The 20,927-nt window shown below is 69.2% G+C and carries 17 protein-coding genes and 1 pseudogene; 15 read left to right on the top strand and 3 right to left on the bottom strand.

The window, feature by feature from the left end; genetic code table 11:
- The 3 genes from H512_RS0118275 to H512_RS27120 all read right to left on the bottom strand — a co-directional run.
- Positions 1 to 236 (bottom strand): transposase (locus H512_RS0118275; protein WP_026784675.1); only part of this gene is annotated, 236 nt, incomplete at its 3' end.
- 38 nt (positions 237 to 274) lie between these two features.
- Positions 275 to 913, bottom strand: coding sequence for an autoinducer binding domain-containing protein (locus tag H512_RS25995; protein ID WP_053240031.1), 639 nt, complete (start codon positions 911 to 913; stop codon positions 275 to 277).
- Positions 885 to 1,097, bottom strand: coding sequence for a hypothetical protein (locus H512_RS27120; protein WP_156899561.1), 213 nt, complete (start codon positions 1,095 to 1,097; stop codon positions 885 to 887). Before H512_RS27120 ends, H512_RS25995 begins: the two co-directional genes overlap by 29 nt.
- A 473-nt stretch (positions 1,098 to 1,570) precedes the next feature.
- Here H512_RS27120 and H512_RS24800 point away from each other — a divergent pair.
- The 15 genes and pseudogenes from H512_RS24800 to moaA all read left to right on the top strand — a co-directional run bounded on the left by H512_RS24800 (position 1,571) and on the right by moaA (position 20,924).
- Positions 1,571 to 2,458, top strand: a pseudogene (locus H512_RS24800) (metal ABC transporter substrate-binding protein).
- Complete coding sequence (locus H512_RS0118260) at positions 2,455 to 3,321, top strand: manganese/iron ABC transporter ATP-binding protein (protein ID WP_026784674.1); 867 nt, start codon at positions 2,455 to 2,457, stop codon at positions 3,319 to 3,321. The pseudogene H512_RS24800 and the gene H512_RS0118260 overlap by 4 nt, the downstream one beginning before the upstream one ends.
- Positions 3,322 to 3,356: 35 nt before the next feature.
- Positions 3,357 to 4,151 carry a metal ABC transporter permease gene (locus H512_RS24795; protein ID WP_053240030.1) on the top strand — a complete coding sequence of 265 codons (795 nt, stop codon included), beginning with the start codon at positions 3,357 to 3,359 and terminating at the stop codon, positions 4,149 to 4,151.
- A 95-nt stretch (positions 4,152 to 4,246) separates the two neighbouring features.
- Entirely contained in the window at positions 4,247 to 5,290 is a 1,044-nt protein-coding gene (locus H512_RS0118250) for a methyltransferase domain-containing protein (protein WP_026784673.1), read from the top strand.
- A 31-nt stretch (positions 5,291 to 5,321) separates the two neighbouring features.
- The gene (locus H512_RS0118245) at positions 5,322 to 6,497 is read left to right on the top strand and encodes an FprA family A-type flavoprotein (protein WP_026784672.1); all 1,176 of its coding nucleotides are present in this window, start codon (positions 5,322 to 5,324) and stop codon (positions 6,495 to 6,497) included.
- A gap of 168 nt (positions 6,498 to 6,665) precedes the next feature.
- Entirely contained in the window at positions 6,666 to 7,517 is an 852-nt protein-coding gene (locus tag H512_RS0118240) for an XdhC family protein (RefSeq protein ID WP_026784671.1), read from the top strand.
- 39 nt (positions 7,518 to 7,556) lie between these two features.
- The gene (locus tag H512_RS24790) at positions 7,557 to 10,319 is read left to right on the top strand and encodes a molybdopterin-dependent aldehyde oxidoreductase (RefSeq protein ID WP_036792550.1); all 2,763 of its coding nucleotides are present in this window, start codon (positions 7,557 to 7,559) and stop codon (positions 10,317 to 10,319) included.
- Between the two features lie 100 nt (positions 10,320 to 10,419).
- Positions 10,420 to 12,738 (top strand): pyridine nucleotide-disulfide oxidoreductase/dicluster-binding protein, encoded by a 2,319-nt coding sequence (locus H512_RS0118230; protein ID WP_026784670.1) that lies wholly within the window; start codon positions 10,420 to 10,422, stop codon positions 12,736 to 12,738.
- Positions 12,735 to 12,947, top strand: a complete 213-nt coding sequence (locus H512_RS0118225; protein ID WP_026784669.1) for a DVU_1557 family redox protein — start codon at positions 12,735 to 12,737, stop codon at positions 12,945 to 12,947. Before H512_RS0118230 ends, H512_RS0118225 begins: the two co-directional genes overlap by 4 nt.
- Positions 12,947 to 13,594, top strand: coding sequence for a DVU_1556 family methyltransferase (gene trsM, locus H512_RS25990; RefSeq protein WP_053240029.1), 648 nt, complete (start codon positions 12,947 to 12,949; stop codon positions 13,592 to 13,594). Before H512_RS0118225 ends, trsM begins: the two co-directional genes overlap by 1 nt.
- Positions 13,591 to 14,055 (top strand): DVU_1555 family C-GCAxxG-C-C protein, encoded by a 465-nt coding sequence (locus H512_RS0118215; protein ID WP_026784668.1) that lies wholly within the window; start codon positions 13,591 to 13,593, stop codon positions 14,053 to 14,055. The genes trsM and H512_RS0118215 overlap by 4 nt, the downstream gene beginning before the upstream one ends.
- Positions 14,052 to 16,559 carry a radical SAM (seleno)protein TrsS gene (trsS, locus tag H512_RS26525; RefSeq protein WP_084798596.1) on the top strand — a complete coding sequence of 836 codons (2,508 nt, stop codon included), beginning with the start codon at positions 14,052 to 14,054 and terminating at the stop codon, positions 16,557 to 16,559. Before H512_RS0118215 ends, trsS begins: the two co-directional genes overlap by 4 nt.
- On the top strand, positions 16,556 to 17,911 hold the full coding sequence (locus H512_RS24775) for a DVU_1553 family AMP-dependent CoA ligase (protein ID WP_053240028.1): 1,356 nt from the start codon (positions 16,556 to 16,558) through the stop codon (positions 17,909 to 17,911). The genes trsS and H512_RS24775 overlap by 4 nt, the downstream gene beginning before the upstream one ends.
- A 245-nt stretch (positions 17,912 to 18,156) precedes the next feature.
- Entirely contained in the window at positions 18,157 to 19,905 is a 1,749-nt protein-coding gene (locus H512_RS25985; RefSeq protein WP_169507174.1) for a helix-turn-helix domain-containing protein, read from the top strand.
- 20 nt (positions 19,906 to 19,925) lie between these two features.
- The gene (moaA, locus tag H512_RS0118195; protein WP_053240026.1) at positions 19,926 to 20,924 is read left to right on the top strand and encodes a GTP 3',8-cyclase MoaA; all 999 of its coding nucleotides are present in this window, start codon (positions 19,926 to 19,928) and stop codon (positions 20,922 to 20,924) included.
- Positions 20,925 to 20,927 lie beyond the last annotated feature (3 nt).

Raw genomic sequence — 20,927 nt, 5'->3', positions numbered from 1 at the left:
CGCAGCTTCGGGATACGAAGCTCGACTGTGCCAGCACGTGTCTCCCAGTCCCGGTCGCGATAGCCGTTGCGCTGGGCTAGTCGGAAGCCATTCTTCTCGCCATAGCCCGCGCCGGTCTTCGTGCCGACCTCCAGCATCATCAACTTCTCGGCAGCAAAGCCGATCATCTCGCGCAGCAAATCGGCGTCGGCGCTCTTCTCAACGAGTGAGCGCAGGTTCATCATGTCGTCGGTCATCGGTGGTGTCCTTCAGGTTGGTCTTGAACAACCCGACCCTACCGGAAAACACTGGTGACCACCGCTACCCTGCTACACCACGCCCTGGGACACGATCCCGCCGACGCCCACTTCAGAACTTCAAATTCTCTTGCTGAAAGATGTGGAGCAGCCGGGCTTATGCCATGGGCGGCAAGAACCATCTTGTGAATGTGATAGGCAAGTATCTGAAAGTCTCCGACGTTCTCACGACAGAAGTCCTGCCATTCGGCGGCAGGAAGATCGGAGGTGAGGGACAGCAGCGCACGTTCGCCGTGCGTGCCGCGGATCGTCATCGTCAGGCCGCGGGCGCCGATGCCGAACTCCCGCGCTTCGCCGAACATTTGACGGGCCTTGGGGTGACGGACTTCCAGGCTGTCCCAGTTCACCGGCAGCAACGCGTTGGCCGTCGATGCCACCACAGGGTCCGTCGTTACGAAATCCAGCTCCTTGTAGTGATCTACCCAGCTTTCCGGGTAGGTCACGTAGACAAAGGGCCCCTCTCTGGTCAGCTGTGGCAGGTGCAGTCCGAGATAAGCAACCTGGGAGAACCCATAGCTCTCGGCTATTGCGTGCAACGGTTCGGCGGAAAACCGCCCTGCTCTGACATCTCCGATCTTGTCGATGAGACTACCGAGCCGATCCGGATCTGATAACATTCGTGCTTTCCAGGCTTTCCCGCATCGAACGTGCGTCGATGCCGCGGCGCTTCCTCAACTCAATTGCGGCATAGCCGATCATGTTTGCCAGGTCAGGCTGCTGCGCACTCAGCGCCCATTCGCAGAACTGAAGGACGCCAACGACATAGTCTGTAGAGTCGGGGTTGGGGGTGTTCAAGCGCATTTATACTCTCCATGCATTTGTCTGCATGAATGCTGCGCCACCTGATGCCGCTATGCCATACGTCCCAAACGACTGGCCAAAAGGGCATAGCCAGAACTTGCTAACCAGGCTCAGGAATGGCGTATTCCATACAACTGAAAGGCGCATATTTCCAGTATGATCGAATGCAGGAAGCGACGTTTTCATTCAATTTCAGGGCATTAGCGGCCGTGCGGGCGCCCGATGGCGGTAGGTAGCCGGTTGAGACCGTACCGCCGGCAGCGTCACCGACAGCGTCGCGGCAACGGTGTCGGATGCCGCCCGCGACGCCCGTGCATTTTGCCAGACCACCGGCCGGCAGTCGGCCGAGGTAAACCGTCTACAAATTATATTTGCAAATGCCTCACATTCTCATATGACGCCGAGGCTACATATTTGCGACTTCACTACGGGAGGAACCCTCCATGCGTCCCCTGGCGATCCGCAAGCAGCCCATGTGGTTTGTGGCCGTCCTGGCCTCGGCGCTTCTGGCCGGACCAGCCATGGCGGCGGAGAAGTTCAAGGCCGTGACCACCTTCACGGTGATCGCCGACATCGCCCGCAACGTCGCCGGCGACGCCGCCGTCGTCGAGTCGATCACCAAGCCGGGAGCGGAGATCCACGACTACCAGCCGACGCCCGGCGATATTCGCCGGGCGCAGGATGCCCGGCTCATCCTCTGGAACGGCCTCGATCTCGAGCGCTGGTTCGAGAAGTTCTTCGCCAACCTCCGGGATGTGCCGGGCGTCGTGGTGTCGGACGGCGTCGAGCCGATCGGCATCGCCGAAGGTCCCTACGCCGGCAAGCCCAACCCGCATGCCTGGATGTCGCCGACCTCGGCGCTGATCTACGTCGATAACATCCGCGACGCCCTGGCCAAATACGACCCGGCTAACGCCGCGACCTACCGGTCCAACGCCGAAGCCTACAAGGCGAAGATCGCCGCCGCCGTCGGTCCGATCAAGGCGGACCTCGACGCCGTTCCCCCCGGCCAGCGCTGACTGGTGACCAGCGAGGGCGCCTTTTCCTATCTGGCGCGCGATTTCGGCCTCAGGGAACTCTATCTCTGGCCGATCAACGCCGACAGCCAGGGCACGCCGCAGCAGGTGCGCAAGGTGATCGACGCGGTGCGCGAGCACGGCGTCGGCGTCGTCTTCTCCAAAAGCACGGTCTCGTCCAAGCCGGCCGAGCAGGTGGCGCGCGAGACCGGCGCCCGCTACGGCGGCGTCCTCTACGTCGATTCGCTGAGCGAGGCCGACGGCCCGGTGCCGACCTATCTCGACCTCCTGACGGTCACCTCGGCAACGATCGCCAAGGGCCTGGCGGCGGGAGCCGGGCAATGACGCTGCCCGCCCCGGCTCAGGGAATCCAGGTCGAACGGGCGACGGTGAGCTACCGCAACGGCCACACCGCCATGCGCGACGCCAGCTTCGAGGTGCCGGCCGGATCGATCACCGCGCTGGTCGGCGTCAACGGCTCGGGCAAGTCGACGCTGTTCAAGGCGATCATGGGCTTCGTCCGGCTGGCCCGCGGCGGCATCACCGTGTTCGGCCTGCTGTCTTCCGAGGCGCTCAGGCGCAACCTCGTCGCCTACGTGCCGCAGAGCGAGGAGGTCGACTGGAACTTCCCCGTTCTGGTCGACGACGTGGTGATGATGGGCCGCTACGGCCGCATGGGCTTCCTGCGCATCCCGCGTCCGGCCGACCGCGAGGCGGTGACGGCGGCGCTCGTCCGCGTCGGCATGGCCGACTTCCGCCGGCGCCAGATCGGCGAATTGTCCGGCGGCCAGCGCAAGCGGGTGTTCCCGGCGCGGGCGCTCGCCCAGGACAGCCGCGTCATCCTGCTCGACGAGCCGTTTACCGGCGTCGATCTCAAGACCGAGGCGGCCATCGTCGACCTGCTGAGGGATCTGCGCGACGAGGGCCGGCTGATGCTGGTCTCCACCCACGACCTCGGCAGCGTGCCGGAGTTCTGCGACCGCACGGTGCTGGTCAAGGGCACGGTGCTGGCCCACGGTCCGACCGCCGAGGTCTTCACCCAGGAAAACCTCGAAATCGCCTTCGGCGGCGCGCTCCGGCATTTCGTCCTCAGCGGGCCGCCGAACGGCGACGCGCAGACGCTCGGCGTCGTCACCGACGACGAACGGGCGCTGGTGCTGCGTGGCGGCAAGGCGACGCGCCTGCCTCCGGCGGAAAGGCGGGTCTGATGGCGGCGCTCCTCGAACCCTTCTCCTAAGGCTACATGGTCAATGCCATGTGGGTGTCGGCGCTGGTCGGCGGCGTCTGCGCCTTCCTGTCCTGCTACCTGATGCTGAAGGGCTGGTCGCTGATCGGCGACGCGCTGTCGCACGCCGTCTTTCCCGGCGTCGTCATCGCCTATATCGCCGGCCTGCCCCATGCGGTCGGCGCTTTCGCGGCCGGCATGGCCTCGGCGCTCGCCACCGGCTTCCTCAGGGACAACAGCCGCATCAAGCAGGACACGGTGATGGGCGTGGTGTTCTCCGGCATGTTCGGCCTCGGCCTCGTCCTCTACGTCAAGATCCGGTCCGAGGTGCATCTCGACCACATCCTGTTCGGCGACATGCTCGGCGTCTCCGGCCAGGACATCGCGCTGACCGGCGCCATCGCCGCGCTGACCGCCGGCATCATCGGCCTCAAGTGGAAGGACCTGCTGCTGCACGCTTTCGATCCCGCCCAGGCAAGGGCCTGCGGGCTGCCGGTCGGCCTGATGCACTACGGCCTGCTCGCCCTGATCTCGCTGACCATCGTCGGCGCCTTGCAGGCGGCCGGCATCATCCTGTCGGTCGCCATGCTGATCGCGCCGGGTGCCATCGCCTTCCTGGTCAGCCGGCGCTTCAGCAGCATGCTTGCGGTCGCCATGGCCATCGCCGTGGCGACCTCGTTCTCGGGCGTCTACCTGTCCTTCTTCCTCGACAGCGCGCCGGCCCCGACCATCGTCCTCCTGATGGCCCTCGCCTTCGTCGTCGCCTTCGTTCTGGCGGTGCGGCGGACGGCGAAGGCGGAAGCAACGGCCTGACCGTCGTCACGGCTTATTTCTCGTTCTGTCCAATGCGCGACAGACCGCCCCGCCCCGGCGCCGCACTCTCCTGACAAAGGCTTGGGAGGGTGGAGATGTCGGACCGGACGAGCGAAATCATCCGCGACTACTACGGCAACCAGCTGGCCGGACAGTCCGCCCTCAAGACCGGCGCCTGCTGCTCCAGCGAGGCGCTGCCCGCCCGGCAGCGGGCGATCCTCGACAGCATCCACCCCGAGGTGTCGAGCCGTTTCTACGGCTGCGGCTCGCCGATCCCCGACGACGTCGAGGGACTGACGGTGCTCGACCTCGGCTGCGGCACCGGGCGCGACGTGTTCCTCGTCTCGGCGCTGGTCGGCGAGGCCGGCCGGGTGATCGGCGTCGACATGACGCCCGAGCAACTTGCCGTCGGCAGGGCCCACCAGGCCGGGCAGGCACGCGTCTTCGGCCACACCGCCTCCAACGTCAGCTTCGTGGAAGGCCGCTTTGAAGACCTCGCGGCGCTCGGCATCGCCGACGCCTCGATCGACGTGGTGATCTCCAACTGCGCCCTCAACCTCTCCATCGACAAGCACCGGGTGTTCTCGGAGATCCACCGCGTGCTGAAGCCGGGCGGCGAGTTGCTGTTTTCCGATGTGTTCGCCAGCCGCCGCCTGCCGCCCGACGTGGCGGCCGATCCGCTCTTGATCGGCGAGTGCCTGGGCGGCGCGCTCTACGTCGAGGACTTCCGCCGGCTGATGCGCGATGTCGGCTGGCCCGACTACCGCATCCTCAGGCGGCAGAAAGTCGCCATCGGCCATCCCTATGCCGAGCTGCTGGTCGGTCCGACCGTCTTCTGGTCGATGAAGGTGCGCGCCCTCAAGGTCGGCGGCCTCGAGGACGCCTGCGAGGACTACGGCCAGGTGGCGACCTATCTCGGCAGCCTGCCCGACGCCCCCAACGCCTTCCTGCTCGACGACCACCACACCTTCATCACCGGCAAGCCGATGCTGGTCTGCGGCAACACGGCGGCGCTGGTCGGCGCCGGCCGCTTCGGCCGGCATTTCCGCGTCGACGGCAACCGCTCCACCCATTTCGGCACCTTCGATTGCTCGGGCGCGGCGCCGGCGACGACGGACGCCGGCGGTTGCTGCTGCTGAGCGGCCGCCCCCCAGCGAGGAGGCACTTCAAATGATTCCCTTCAAGGTGACCGACGGCATCGACTGTTTCAGGGCGATCGACTGGGACCGCGAACTGTTCGACGAACTGGTGCCGCTGCCCGAGGGCACCACCTACAACGCCTATCTGGTGACCGGCAGCGACAAGACGGCGCTGATCGACACCGTCTATCCGCCGAAGACCGACGAATTCATCGCGGCGCTCCGGAGGGCCGGCGTCAGGCGCATCGACTACATCGTCGCCAACCACGCCGAACAGGACCATTCGGGATCGATCCCGGCCGTCCTCGAGCTGTTTCCCGACGCCAGGGTGGTGACCAACGCCAAGTGCAAGCGGTTCATCATGGACACGCTGCCGGTGGCGCGCGACGCCTTCATCACCGTCGGCGAAGGACACAGCCTGCCGCTCGGCGGCCGGACGCTGCAATTCCTGATGACGCCCTGGGTGCACTGGCCGGACACCATGACCACCTGCGTTCCGGAAGCGAAGATCGCCTTCACCTGCGACTTCCTCGGCGCCCATCTTGCCACCACCGAGGCGTTCGCCGACGACGAGGCGCGGGTCGAGACGGCCGCCAAGCGCTACTATGCCGAGATCATGATGCCCTACCGCGGCTTCTCCAGGGAGGCGGTGGACAAGGTCGGCGCGCTCGATCTCGACTTCATCGCCCCCAGCCACGGACCGGTCTACGCCAGGCCATCGTTCATCCTCGATCTCTACCGCGCCTGGACGGCCGACGAGCCGAAGCCCTACGTGGTCATTCCCTACGTGTCGATGTACGAGAGCACCGCGCGGATGGTCGCCTACCTCACCGACCGCCTGATCGAGCGGGGGCTCGGCGTCCGGCCGATCAACGTCGTCGGCCTCGACACCGGCGACTACGCAATGAGCCTCGTCGATGCCTCGACGATTGTCTTCGCCTCGCCGACCGTGCTGTCGGGGCCGCATCCGGACGTCGCCTACGCGGCGCTGCTCGCCAACGTTCTCAATCCCAAGGCGAAATACGCCGCCGTCGTCGGCTCCTTCGGCTGGGAGGGCAACCTGCCGGAGATCGTCAGGGACATGCTGCCGAAGCTCGGCGCCCGCTTCTTCGAGCCGGTGATGGTCAAGGGCCTGCCGCGCGAGGCCGCCTTCGCCGATCTCGACCGGCTGGCCGACGACATCGCCGCGGCGCACGCCGCAGGGTGACGCCGGGACGGCTGTCACCCGGGCGACAGGCTTTTTCTGCGATTGAGTCCTCCATCGGACAGAATTGGTGCCGGTTGAGGCCGATCGTGGCAGGCGTGGAAGGCTCAACCCCATGCCCCCGAGGAGGAGAGGCCGCGGGCACGCCTTCCGGCAGCGCCGGAGGAGAGCATGGATATCTTCAAGGAAATCGTCCGCGAGCGTGATGCCGGCCGGCCGTCGGCGCTGGTTTCCATCATCACCCAGTCCGGCTCGACGCCCTCGGCGACCGCCGCCCGGATGCTGGTGCGCGCCGACGGCTCGATCGCCGGCACCGTCGGCGGCGGCGCCGCCGAGGGTCGGGCGATCATGGTGGCGCGCGAGGTGATCGCCACCGGCCAGTCGCAGATGCTGGCCATCGACCTGCACGAGAACCCGACGCTCGATCTCGGCATGATCTGCGGCGGCCATCTGCAGTTCCATATCGAGGCGATCATGCCCAACCGCACGGTCTACATCTTCGGCGGCGGCCATGTCGGCTTCGTCACCGAGCAGCTCTGCCGGACGCTGGGCCTCGAAACCGTGGTGATCGACGACCGGCCGGAGTTCGCCAACCCCGAGCGCTTCCCGGCCGCCGTTTCCACCCATGCCGGCCCGCTCAGCGAGGCGACGGCGCCGCTTTCGCCCAATGCGTCGTCGCTGGTGTTCATCGCCATGCGCGGCCATGCCCTCGATCAGGAGGCGCTCGCCTGGGCGCTCGGCACGCCGGCCGGCTACATCGGCATGATCGGCTCCAGGCGCAAGGTGCTGACCGTCTGCAAGAACCTCACCGCGATGGGCTTCGACGCCGAAGCCTTCGCCCGCGTCCGCGCGCCGGTCGGCCTCGATATCGGGGCGGAGGGGCCGGAGGAGATCGCCGTCGCGGTGACCGCCGAAATGATCGCCCACATCAGGGGCGCCGCCGTGAGAGTCCGGCCGCTCACCCGCATCATGGGCGAGGGCGAACAACCAAAGGAGGCGGCGCTCCGGGCGGCCGCCGGCTGAGCGTGGCGTGAGGAAACGGTACAATTCCAGGAGGAAGACATGAAACGCATTTCCCTCAACGTGAATGGCGTCCAGCGCTGGGTCGTCGCCGATCCCAGGCGGTCGCTCGCCGACGTGCTGCGCGAGCAGATGATGATGACCGGCTGCAAGGTCTGCTGCGAGGACGGCCAGTGCGGCTCCTGCACCGTGGTGATCGACGGCAAGCCGGTGCGCGCCTGCGTGACGCCGCTGGAAAAGCTCGCCGCCGACGCGAAGATCACCACCATCGAAGGCATCGGCACGCCCGACAACCTGCACCCGCTGCAGATCGCCTGGATGGCGCGCGGCGGCGCCCAGTGCGGCGTCTGCACGCCCGGTTTCATCATGTCGGCCAAGGCACTGCTCGACAGGACCCTCAGCCCGACCCGCGAGGAGGTGCGCGCCTGGTTCCATCGCAACCGCAACCTCTGCCGCTGCACCGGCTACAAGCCGCTGATCGACGCGGTGATGGACGCCGCCGCCGTCATGCGCGGCGACAAGACCGTCCACGACATCATGCCAAAGCCCAAGGACGACGGCTCGATCCTCGGCACCGAATACATCCGTCCGTCGGCCGTCGCCAAGGTGACCGGCGCCTGGGACTTCGGCGCCGACGTGGCGCTGAAGATGCCCGAGGGCACGCTGCGCCTCGCGCTGGTGCAGGCCGAAGTCAGCCACGCGCTGATCAAGGGCATCGACACCTCGGAAGCCGAGGCGATGCCGGGCGTCGAGAAGGTCATCACCTGGAAGGACGTCGGCGGCAAGAACGCCATCACCGGCCTGATCACCTTCCCGACCAACAAGGGCGACGGCTGGGACCGGCCGATCCTCTGCAAGGAGAAGATCTTCCAGTTCGGCGACGCCATCGCCATCATCGCCGCCGATACCGACGAGCATGCCCGCGCCGCCGCCAGGAAGGTCAAGGTCGAGCTGGACGTGCTGCCGGCCTACATGTCCGGCTTCGCGGCGCTGGCCCCCGATGCCATGGAGATCCATCCCGGCGTGCCCAACGCCTATTACGAGCAGGGCGTCGTCAAGGGCGCCGACACCGCGCCGCTGATGGCCAGCGCCGCCGCTGTCGTCGACATCACCACCTACTGCTCGCGCCAGCCGCACCTGCACCTCGAGCCGGACTGCGGCGAGGCCTTCGTCGACGACGACGGCGTGCTGACCATCCTGTCGAAGTCGATCGGCGTGCATCTCCACCACGCCATGATCTGCCCCGGCCTCGGCATCCCGCCCGAAAAGCTCCGGCTGATCCAGAACCCGGCCGGCGGCACCTTCGGCTACAAGTTCTCGCCGACCATGGAGGCGCTGCTCGGCGTCGCCGCGCTGGTGACCAGGAAGCCGGTATCGCTGGTCTACGACCAGTACCAGAACATCACCTACACGGGGAAACGCAGCCCGGCCAACATCAACATCCGCCTCGCCTGCGACAAGACCGGCAAGCTCACCGCCATGGAAACCGACTGGTGGCTCGATCACGGCCCCTATTCGGAATTCGGCGATCTCGTGACCTTGCGCCAGGCCCAGTTCACCGGCGCCGGCTACCATCTCGAAAACATCCGCGGCCACGGCCGGACGGTGGCGACCAACCATGCCTGGGGCTCGGCTTTCCGCGCCTACGGCTCGCCGCAGTCCTTCCTCGCCTCGGAAATCGCCATCGACATGCTGGCCGAGAAGATGGGCGAGGACCCGTTCGAGTTCCGCTACAAGAACCTCTACAACGAGACCTCGACCACGCCGACCGGCCAGAAGCCGGAGGTGCTGGTGCTGCCGCAGCTGTTCGACATGCTGCGTCCCAAGTACCAGGAGGCGAAGCAGCGCTGCGCCGACTTCAACGCCGCCAACACCGAGCGCAAGCGCGGCGTCGGCCTGTCGCTCGGCATCTACGGCTGCGGCCTCGACGGCCCCGACAGCTCGGAAGCCCGCGTCGAGATGACGCCGACCGGCTTCGTCGTGCATTCGGGCTGGGAGGACCACGGCCAGGGCGCCGACCTCGGCGCGAGGACCATGGCCCACGAGGTGCTGCGCGCCGCCGGCGCCAGGCCGGAGGACATCAGGCTGGTGATGGCCGACACCTTCGGCCCGAACAGCGGCCCGGCCGGCGGCAGCCGCTCCAACGTCTTCTCCGGCAACGCCATCCGCGTCTCCGCCGAGATGATGCTCGCCGCCATGAAGAAGCCGGACGGCAGCTACCGGACCTACCAGGAGATGGTCGACGGCAATATCCCGCTCGCCTACAACGGCAAGTGGGTGGCGGCGGCCTGCACCGACTGCTCGCCCGACACCGCCCAAGGCAACCCGTTCCCGGTCTACATGTACGAGGTGTTCATGCCGGAGGTCGAGGTCGAGCTGGAAACCGGCGAGACCAGGGTGGTGAAGTTCACGACGTCGGTCGACGTCGGCACCATCATCAACAAGGCGACGGTGGACGGCCAGATCTACGGCGGCCTCGCCCAGGGCATCGGCCTTGCCCTCACCGAGGACTTCGAGGACCTGGAGCTGCACACCACCCTCAAGGACTGCGGCATCCCCTATCCGCGCGACGTGCCGGACGACATCGAGATCCTCTATCTCGAAACGCCGCGCGAACTGGGGCCGTTCGGGGCGGCCGGCGTCGGCGAGGCGCCGCTCACCGCGCCGCATCCGGCCATCCTCAACGCCGTCTACAACGCCTGCGGCGTGCGGGTGTTCCGCGTGCCCGCCCTGCCGGAGGTGATCCGCATGGGGCTGGAGGCGAAGGCTGGCACGGCCGCCGCGGCCGAACTGCAGCATAGCTGAGGCCTGACAACCGGGGAGGCTAGCCCCCTCCCCGAAACTGCGGGCGACCCGAAGCTTTCGGGCCGCCCGCGTCCTTCCGCCGGGGCGTAGCGAGGCCGACATGGACGGCGACAAGATCAAGGCCTGGGAAGCGCTCTGCATCGAGGAGCAGCCGCCGGCCTGCGCCGCCGCCTGCCCCTTGCGCGTCGACGCCCGGGCCATGGCCGAGAAGATGGCGGCCGGCGATTTCGTCGCCGCCATGGCCGTCTACGCCCGTGCGGTTCCCTTTCCGGCCATCCTCGCCCACATCTGCGAGCACCCTTGCGAGGCCGTCTGCCGGCGGGCCGAGGCCGGCGGTGCCGTCCGCATCGGCGCGCTCGAACGGGCGCTGGTCGAGGAAGCCTATCCCTCCATCCGCCGCGCCGCCCAGCGGGCGCGCAAGCCGAAGACCATCGCGGTGGTCGGCGCCGGCCTCGCCGGGCTGACCGCCGCCTTCGACCTGGTGATGAAGGGCCATGCCGTCACCGTGTTCGAGGCGGACGCCCAGCCGCTCGACCGGCTCCATCGCGACTACCTGCCGGCGGTGCTGCCGCCCTCGGCGATCGCCGCCGACGTCGGCGCGCTGATGAAGCTCGGCGTCGACATCCGCTGCCGGCAGCGGATCGATCCGCCGTCGCTCGATGCGCTGATCGCCGGCCACGACGCCGTGCTGATGGCGGTCGGGCCGGGGCCGGCGGCCGCCTTTTCCGGCACGCTCCTGCTCAACGCCGCCGGCCGCATCGACGTCGACCGCCAGACGCGCGCCACCTCGCACCCCAAGGTGTTCGCCGGCGGCCTCCACGACGGCACGGAGGAAGCCTGGTCGGCAATCGGCTCGGCGGCGGATGGCCGCCGGGCGGCCGGCTCGATCGACCGCTTCCTGCAAGGCGCCTCGCTCACCGCCAGCCGCGGCGACGAGAGGGCGGGAACCTGCCTCTACGTCAACGTCGAAAGCCACACCGCCGTGCCGCCGGTCGAAGCGGCCGATCCGGCCGCCGGCTACGGCCACGCCGAGGCGACGGCCGAGGCGGCGCGCTGCTTCCCCTGCCACTGCCTCGAATGCGTCAGGGCCTGCCCCTATCTCGCCCATTACAACACCTACCCCAAGCGGGCGGTGCGGGAGATCTACAACAACGACTCGATCGTCATGGGCAACCGCAAGTCCAACCGGATGATCGACAGCTGCACCCTGTGCGGCCTCTGCACCGAGCTTTGCCCCAACGACCTCGCCATGGGCGAGGTCTGCCTCGAAGCGCGACAGTCGATGGTGGAGCGCGGCCACATGCCGGCCTCGCACCACGATTTCGCCTTGCGCGACATGGCCTTCAGCCGTTCCGACGAAGTGGCCTTCGCCCGCCACCAGCCGGGACACGAGCGCAGCGCCGTGCTGTTCTTCCCCGGCTGCCAGTTGGCGGCATCGGCCCCCGGTCAGGTGGCGGCGGTCTATCGCCATCTCACGGAGCGTATCGGCGGCGGCGTCGGCTTCATGCTCGACTGCTGCGCCGCGCCGGCCCACTGGTCGGGGCGGACGGCGCTGCACGGAGAGGCCGTGCACCGCATCCGCACCGTCTGGGAGGAGTTCGGCCGGCCGCGCCTCGTTACCGCCTGCTCGACCTGTCTCAAGCTATTCGGCGAGTTCCTGCCGGACGTGCCGACCAGTTCGCTGTGGACCGAGCTTGAGCGGATCGGCTTGCCGGACGGCGCCAAGCGGCCGGCGCCGAAAGGCCCGCTCGCCATCCACGATCCCTGCACGGCGCGCCACGCCGTCGACGTCCAGGCGGCGGTGCGGTCGATCGCCACGTCCCTCGGCGCCGAGGTCCGCGAACTCGGCGGCGCCGAGAAGACCACCTGCTGCGGCTATGGCGGCCTCGTCTCCTTCGCCCATCCCGAGGTCGGCAACGCCTTCGCCGACCGGCGGATCACCGAAAGCGACGACGACTATCTTGCCTATTGCGCCATGTGCCGCGACAATTTCGCCCGTCGCGGCAAGCGCGCCCTGCATCTGATGGACCTGATCTTCCCCGATGCCGACGATCCGGCGGCACGCCCGGATCCGGGGTTCTCCGGGCGACGCGACAACCGCCTGCGGCTGCGTCGGCGCCTGTTGCGCGAACTCTGGGGAGAAAGCATGAGCGATCCGGTTCCGCCCGTCACCCTCGTCATCGCCGACGCCGTGCGCGCCGACATCGAACGCAAGCTGCTGCTCGTCGACGACATCGCCGAGGTGATCGCCGAGGCCGAACGGACGGGGCGCAAGCTCAAGGACCGCACGACCGGCCGCCTCACCGCCTCCGGCCGCATCGGCACGGTCACCACCTGGGTGGAATACGAGGCGGGCGCCGCCGGCTTCGTCGTCCACCGCATCTACGGCCACCGCATGCAGGTGGAGGCCAAGCCGTGAGCACCCCGTTCGGCGACCCCGACGCCTCCGACCTCGTCTGCGCCCGCTGCGACCGGCCGCTGGAAATGCTGAAGGTCGAGGCGAGCTATCTCGGCCAGACCTTTCCGGTCGAGCTGCCCGCCTGCCCGACCTGCGGCTTCGTCTACGTCTCCGAGGAAATCGCCGCCGGCCGCATGCTGAAGGTCGAGCAGGCCCTGGAGGACAAGTGATGGCCTTGCACCCCCCCGCCGGGCTCGCCGGCTGCGGCCGCCTCACCGACGCGGCGGGCGAACCGCTCAGGCCGGGCGGCGGCGCCATCGTTGCCGAGCTGATCGGGCTGGCCGGCCTCAGGACTGGCGCCCGCGTGCTCGACGTCGGCTGCGGCGGCGGCGACAGCCTCGCCTGGCTGGAGCGGCGCGGCTTCATCGGCGTCGGCGTCGACCGCGACCGGACGAGCCTGGCGCTCGCCGCGTCGAAGTCGGCATCAACGCTGCTCACCGCCGACGCGGCGCGACTGCCGCTCCCCGACGGCGAGGTGGACGCGGTACTCGCCGAGTGCAGCCTGTCGCTGATGGCCGATCGCCGCGCGGCACTCGCCGAATGGCGGCGCGTGCTGAAGCCCGGCGGCCGGCTGCTGGTCGCCGACATCGACTGGCCGGCGCCTGGCGGCGATCCCTTCCGCGACGACGTCGCGGCGGCCGGCTTTGACATTCTTGACGAGGCGGACCGGTCGGAGGTGCTCGCCGGCTTCGCCGCCCGCTTCGTCTTCCAGCACGGCTCGCTCGACGCCCTGTGGGGCGGCGGCCGCCCGAAGCAGGGGGAAAAACCCCGCTACCGCCTGCTGATCGCCGCCCCGACCAGGAGTTCCTCGCCGTGACCGACGCCACCTTCCGCATCGCCGAACTGCTGATCGAAGGACACACCTGCGGCAACGTGCTGATGCAGCTCGCCCTCGATGCCCAGGGGCGAGAGGCCCCCGATCTCGTCCGCGCCATGTCGGGCCTCGCCAACGGCATGGGCCAGGGCTTCAACTGCGGCGCGCTGTCGGCCGGCTGCTGCGTCATCGGCTACTATGCCGGCCGCGGCACCGACGCCGAGAGCCTGCATCCGGCGTTCGGCGCCATGCTCGACGACTTCTCCGGCTGGTTCAACACCGCCATGACCGGCGATTACGGCGGCATCGACTGCGCCGCCATCATGCGGTTCGACGAGGGCCTGAAGCAACGGCGCTGCCCGGTGCTGATCGCCGCGAGCTGGGAGAAGATCCGGGAGACGCTGGAAGCGCACGGCGTCGACATCGCCGCCGAGGCGCCGGCGATGGCGGGAGACGAGCCATGACGGAGGCGCCCGGCCTTCATCCCGGCGAAGTGGCGGCGGTGGTGCTGGCCGCCGGCTGGTCGTCGCGCATGGGCGCCTTCAAGCCGCTGCTGCCGTTTGCCGGCGACACGGTGGTCGGGCGGGTGATCGCCAGCCTGACGGCGGCCGGCATCGGCCGCGTGCTGGTGGTGGCCGGCCACGAGGCGGCCCGCCTTGCGCCAGCCGTCGAAGCGCGCGGCGCCACGGTGGTCGTCAACCCGGATTTCGCCGAGGGCATGATCACCAGCGTCAGGGCCGGCATCGCCGCGCTGCCGGACAGCGTGGTGGCGGCGATGATCCTGCCGGTCGACATCCCGCTGGTCCGGCCGGAAACGCTCGCCCGGCTCGCCGGCCTGTCGGCAGCGGGCGACGCCGCCGTGCTGCGCCCGACCTTTGGCGGCCGGGCCGGCCATCCGCCCGTCATTTCCCGGCGGCTGTTCGCCGAAATTCTGGCAAGTCCTGCCGATGCCAGCCTGCGCGACATTCTCGCCGGCCACCGTCGCGAGACCGTCGAGGTGCCGGTGATCGACAGCGGCATCCTCACCGACATGGACTATCCCGAGGACTACCGCCGCCTCGCCGCGGCAACAGCCCGCCGCCATCATCCCGACGAGGCCGAATGCGAGGCCATGCTGGAGGCGGCCGGCACGCCCGAACCGGTGCGGCGGCATGCCCGCGCCGTGGCGCGGCTGGCCGTAGCCCTTGCCGGGCGGCTCGCCGAAAAGGGCGTCAGCCTCGATCCCGACCTCGTGCGAGCCGGCGCCCTCCTGCACGACATCGCCAAGGGCGAGGCCGACCATGCGGCGGCCGGTGCCCGCCATGTGGCCGGCTTCGGCTTTTCCGAGGCGGCGGTCGTCGTCGCCGGCCACATGGAAGCGACTTTTGCGCCTGATGATCGGATCGACGAGCGCCTCGTGGTGTTCCTGGCCGACAAGCTGATCGCCGGCGAGCGGCAGGTCGGCTTGGCCGAGCGCTTCGCGCCGGCCTTCGCCCGCTTCGCCGGTGATCCGCCGGCGCTGGCCGGCGCGCGGCGCAAGCACGCCACGGTCGCCGCCCTGCTCACTGATGTCGAGGCACTGATCGGGCCGGTCGGCTCGGACAAGGCGGTCCCGGCGCCGTCCGCCCCGCGCCTCGCTCTCGGCCGCACCCGCAGCGTCTGCCCGGAGTGCCTCGCCACCATTCCGGCCGAGCGCTATGCCGTCGGCGACACCGTCTATCTCGACAAGACCTGTCCCGAGCATGGCCGTTTCGTCGTGCCGGTCTGGCGCGGGCTCGAAAGCTACGAGATCTGGGCGAAGAGCCTCCGCAGCCAGGCCCGTCCGACCGTCATCGCCACCGCCGTGGACAAGGGCTGTCCCCATGACTGCGGCCTCTGCCCCGACCACCGCCAGCAGAGCTGCTGCGTGCTGATCGAGGTGACGTCGCGCTGCGATCTCGTCTGCCCGCTGTGCTTCGCTTCGGCCGGTCGTTCGGGCGAGGACGTGCCACTCGCCGACATCGCGGCGACGCTCGACGTCCTGCGGCGCGGCGGCAAGGCGCATATCCAGCTGTCCGGCGGCGAGCCGACGGTACGCGACGATCTGCCGGCCATCGTGGCGCTCGCCCGCGCCAAGGGCTTCGACTTCGTCCAGCTCAACACCAACGGCCTCCGCATCGGCCGCGAGCCCGGCTATCTCCTGGCGCTCCGCGACGCCGGGCTCGACTGTGTCTTCCTGCAATTCGACGGCGTCAGCGAGGCGGCCCACCGGGCCCTGCGCGGCCGCGACCTCAGGGCCGCCAAGCGCCGCGCCATCGACAGCGCCCGCGCCGCCGGCCTCGGCGTCGTGCTGGTGCCGACGCTGGTGCCCGGCGTCAACAGCCAGGAGATCGGCGCCATCGTCGATTTCGCCATCGCCGAGATGCCGACCGTCCGGGCCGTGCATTTCCAGCCGGTGTCCTATTTCGGCCGCCATCCCGAAGCGCCCGGTGACGCCGGCCGCCTCACGCTGCCGGAGGTGATGGCGGCGCTGATCGCCCATGGCGGCGGTTCGATCCGGCTCGCCGACTTCCGGCCCGGCTCGGCCGAGAACCCGTTCTGCTCGTTCAGCGGCCGGTTCGCTGTCGATGCATCGGGACGGCTGACCTCCGATCCGGACAAGGCAGCGAACTGCTGCGGCGGACTGCCCGACGACGGCAACTGCTGTTCCCCGGCCCCCACCTCGCCGGACGTCATCCGCGCCCAGCGCTACGTGGCCGGCCAGTGGACGCGCCCGGCCGACCCGGCGCCTGTGGCCGGCCTTGAGGCGTTCGACGCCTTCCTCGACCGGCAGGCGCGGCGGCTGAGCCTCTCCGGCATGGCCTTCCAGGATGCCTGGACGCTCGACCTTGACCGGCTGCGCCAGTGCTACATCCACGTCGCGCGAGGCGACGGCCGCGTCATTCCCTTCTGCGCCTTCAACCTCACCGACCGCCACGGCCGCTCGCTCTACCGGGATCCCGTGGCATGACGGGCGCCGGCACGCTCGACGCCTGGGCCGGCCGGCGGATGGCGCTCGGCCACGCGCCGAGCCGCGCCGAGGTCGAGACCTACCGGCTCGACCGACTCAACGCCGTCATCGCCGAGGCGCGGGCGAGGAGCCCGTTCTACCGGTCGCGGCGCGACTGGCCGGCCGACGACCGTCTCGCGACGCTGGCCGACCTCGGCCGCCTGCCGTTCACCTGCCCCGACGATCTCGGCCGGGCCGACCCGACGCTGACCGCCCTGCCGCTGCGCGATGCCGCCCGGCTGGTGACCATCCCGACCTCCGGCACTTCGGGCGCGCCGAAGCGCATCTTCTTCACCGAGGCGGACATCGAGGCGACCATCGACTATTTCCGCCGGGGCATGGCGACCCTGGTGCGGCCGGGCGAGACGGTGGCCGTCGCCTTTCCGACGCGGACGCCCGGCAGCGTCGGCGACCTCCTGATGCGCGGTCTCACCCGCCTCGACGCCGAGCCGCTGGCGCTGCCGGTCGACGGCACCATCGACGCCGTCGTCGCGGCGTTGCGCGCCGCCCGCCCGACGGCGATCGCCGGCATGCCGGTGACGCTCGGCGCGGCTGTCAGGCGCTCGGCGAGCGACGGCGGCTCGCCGCTCCGGATCGAGACGGCGCTGGTCAGCGCCGATACCATCTCGCCGAGCCTGCGGCTGGCGCTGGCCGACCTCTGGGGCTGCGAGGTGTTCGATCACTGGGGGATGACCGAAACCGGCTACGGCGGGGCGCTCGCCTGCCACGCCCACGACGGCCTGCACATCCGCGAAACCGATCTGCACGTCGAGATCGTCGATCCCCTGACCGGCCGGCCCGTCCTCGACGGAACGACAGGCGAGATCGTCCTCACCACGCTGACGCGGGCCGGACAGCCGCTCATCCGCTATCGCACCGGCGACCTCGCCGCCATCGATCCGCGGCCGTGCCGCTGCGGCTCGGTGCTGCGGCGGCTGAAAAACCTCAAGGGTCATGCCGCCGGGAAGATCGTGCTGAGATCTGGCCACAGCCTCGACATCGACATCATCGACGACGCCGTGTTCTCGGCGGCCGGCGTCATCGACTTCATGGCAACAGCGACTGCCGGACCGCCGGTGAGGCTGCGCCTCGACATCGTCGCCGGCGCTCCCTCGGCCGTGCCGAAGGTGCGGGCGGCCCTGGCCGGCCGGACGGACATCGCCGCGGCGCTCGCGGCGGGCGATCTCGTCCTCGACATCGCCGAGGCGGCCGGAGCGGCCTGGCCGATCTGCCGGAAACGGCGGCTTCGGGCGCCGGGCTCGCCCTCTCCCGACGGCCCGGAACCAACAAGACCGGCAGCGTTATATAGTTGAAGGTTATATCGACTGATGGATCATAACGATTTAGCCCCGCCGGTGCCTATGATCATTTTCATAACGGGCGAGGCCAACTCTGTCCGGTGTCCGGCCTTCATCCGGCGACTGCTCGGAAATCCGTCCCGCGCGATCCGTTTTGCCGCCTTTGCCATGTCGGCAGCCCGTGCACGCCCGCCCCGGATCACGGCGATCCGGGCCATGGGGCTATGCGCAATCTATCAAATCCGGGCACTGGGGAGGGCATGACGATGGTCCTGCCGCAGCGAATTGACAGCGAGCCCTGCGCCAACCTGATCGACGGGCAGGTTCATTGCGGCCATTGCCGGCATCTGCCGGGACGGCACGAGCGAACTGCGCACCGCGGCCCCCTGCCCAACCAGGACAACATCCTGGCCCTCAGATCGAAATTCATGTCGGACGGCACCGTACCGGACGGCATTCCCCTGCCCATCCTCAGGTCCTGGCAGCGCAGCGGCCAGCATGGTCTCGCCCACAGCCTGTCGCGGGTTCGCGACAGCCGGCTGGCGGAAACCGCCCTCAAGGAACTCCTGCAACGCAACGAGGAGCTGATCGTCGCGGCCTGGGGCGAAGTGGTGTCGCTCTGCCGGGAGACGCAGGGATTCAGCGGGGTGGTGGTTCTCACCGACCCCAACGGCGTCGTGCTGCTGAGACTCGGCGACAGCGCGTTCAGCGACGAGGCCGACAAGCTCGGCCTCACCGTCGGCGGCGACTGGTCGGAGCAGTCGATCGGCACCAACGCCATCGGCACCGCCCTGTCGGAGCGTTTCGCCCTGTCGGTGATCGGCGCCGAGCATTTCTGCAACCTCAACACCACCATCAGTTGCTCGGCCGTGCCGATCGTCGATCCCTGCGGCATTCTGGTCGGTGCCCTCGATCTGTCGACCTCGGTCACCGTCGGCCACGACTATTCGCTGCCGCTCCTGAAGCGGGCGGCCAGCGAGATCGAACGCCGCCTGTTCGAGCGGCGCTACGGCCGCTGCGAGCAGATGCACCTCCATTCCAATCCGCGTCTGCTCGGCAGCCCGCACGAGGGGCTGCTCGCCTTCGACAGCGACCGGCTGGTCGGCGCCAACCGCGCCGCCATCGAGCTGATCGGCCTCAGCTGGTCGGTGATCGGCGTCATGCATTTCCGGCAGCTGTTCTCAGTGCAGCACGCCACCGTCACGCGGCAGGCTTCGGCCGACGAATGCGTGGTGCAGTCGATGCAGGGCTCGACCTTCTTCGCGCGCCTGCAGATGCCGCCGAAGCCGCTGGCCGACAGCGAGGCGAAGAGGACGCTCGACGGCGAGGCGGCACGGCCGGCGGTCGCCGAGCCGGCCGGCGCCGAGGCGCTGCCGCATGTGGTGCTCGAGACGCTGCAAGGCGACGGCGGCCCGCGGCTGTCCCGGATGAAGGCCGGCCATCTGATCTACGGCGTCAATCTGATGGACGAGACGGGCGAGGCCATCTTCATCGCCGCCTCCGGCCAGTACCGCTGCTTCGCCTCGCACGAGGGCAAGGAGCTGACGCTGTTCATGCTCGGACCGGGCGATGCCGTGCCGCTCCAGCCGGAGATGGTCGTCGAGGTGCGCAAGGAGGGCGAGGCGGCGGTGATCCCGCGCACCGTCTTCCGCCGGCTCACCCGCACCCATCCCGAATTCAGCCTGTGCATCCTGCCGGCGGTCGAGAAGATGCTGAACCGGTCGCTGACCATGGTCGGCGAGATCGCCTTCCGCAGCGTCCGCTACCGGCTGATCCGCTATCTCTGCGAGATGGCTGAGCACGACGGCCGGCCGATGCCGGACGGCGTCGTCATCGAATCGGCGCCGCACGGCGACGATCTCGCCATGGCGATCGGCGCCGCCCGCCAGTCGGTGTCGACGGTGCTCGCCGAGCTGATCCGCTCGGGCGACATCCGCAAGCCGGCGCCGCGCACCTTCGTCATCCCGGACATCGACAGCCTCAGGGAGGAACTGCGGGTGCTGCGCTGACGGCCGCTCCCGCGACGATCATGACCGCTTCCCTGACCGACGGCTTCGGCCGTTCCATCCGCTATCTTCGCCTGTCGGTGACCGACCGCTGCAATCTGCGCTGCGGCTATTGCATGACCGACGACGTCACCTTCGTCTCCCGGAAAGACCTCCTGTCCTTCGAGGAACTCGACCGGCTGTCGTCGGCCTTCGTCGCCCGCGGCATCGACAAGATCCGCATCACCGGCGGCGAGCCGCTGGTGCGCAAGGATGTGCTGAGCCTGTTCCGCCGGCTGTCGCGCCACCTCGCCGGCGGCAGGCTGCGCGAGCTGACGCTGACCACCAACGGCATCCGGCTCGCCCGCTTCGCCGAGGATCTGGCGGCGGCCGGCGTCCGCCGCGTCAACGTGTCGCTCGATACGCTCGATACCGCCCGTTACGCCGGCATCACCCGTCATGGCGCGCTGTCCGACGTCCTCGACGGCATCGCCGCCGCCGCGGCGGCCGGCCTGAAGGTCAAGCTCAACGCCGTGGCGCTGAAGGGCGTCATCGAGCCGGAGGTCGACCGGCTGATCGCCTTCGCCCATGGCCGGGGCATGGACCTGACGCTGATCGAAACCATGCCGCTCGGCCGCCTCGACGTCGAGCGGGTCGACCAGTATCTGCCGCTCGATCAGTTGCGCCGCCACATCGAGCGGCGCTGGACGCTTCTCGACACCGCCGACCGCACCGGCGGGCCGGCCCGCTACGTGCGCGTCGCCGAAACGGGCGGCCGGATCGGTTTCATCACGCCGATGAGCCACAGCTTCTGCGACGGTTGCAACCGCGTCCGCGTCAGCGCCACCGGCCTGCTCTATACCTGCCTCGGCCAGGAGCGGGGTACCGACCTCCGGGCGGCCTTGCGGGGCTCGGCCGACGACGACGGCCTCAACGCGGCCATCGACAGGGCGATCTCCCGCAAGCCGAGGGGGCACGACTTCCGCATTGTCCGCGACCTCGGCCCGGCTCTCGAACGGCCGATGTCGGTGCTGGGCGGCTGATCC

This window comes from Pleomorphomonas koreensis DSM 23070 (assembly GCF_000425185.1).
Lineage (GTDB): Bacteria > Pseudomonadota > Alphaproteobacteria > Rhizobiales > Pleomorphomonadaceae > Pleomorphomonas > Pleomorphomonas koreensis.
Note: the sequence above shows the minus strand (reverse complement) of the source record. Positions and strands in the feature narration are given on the sequence as shown.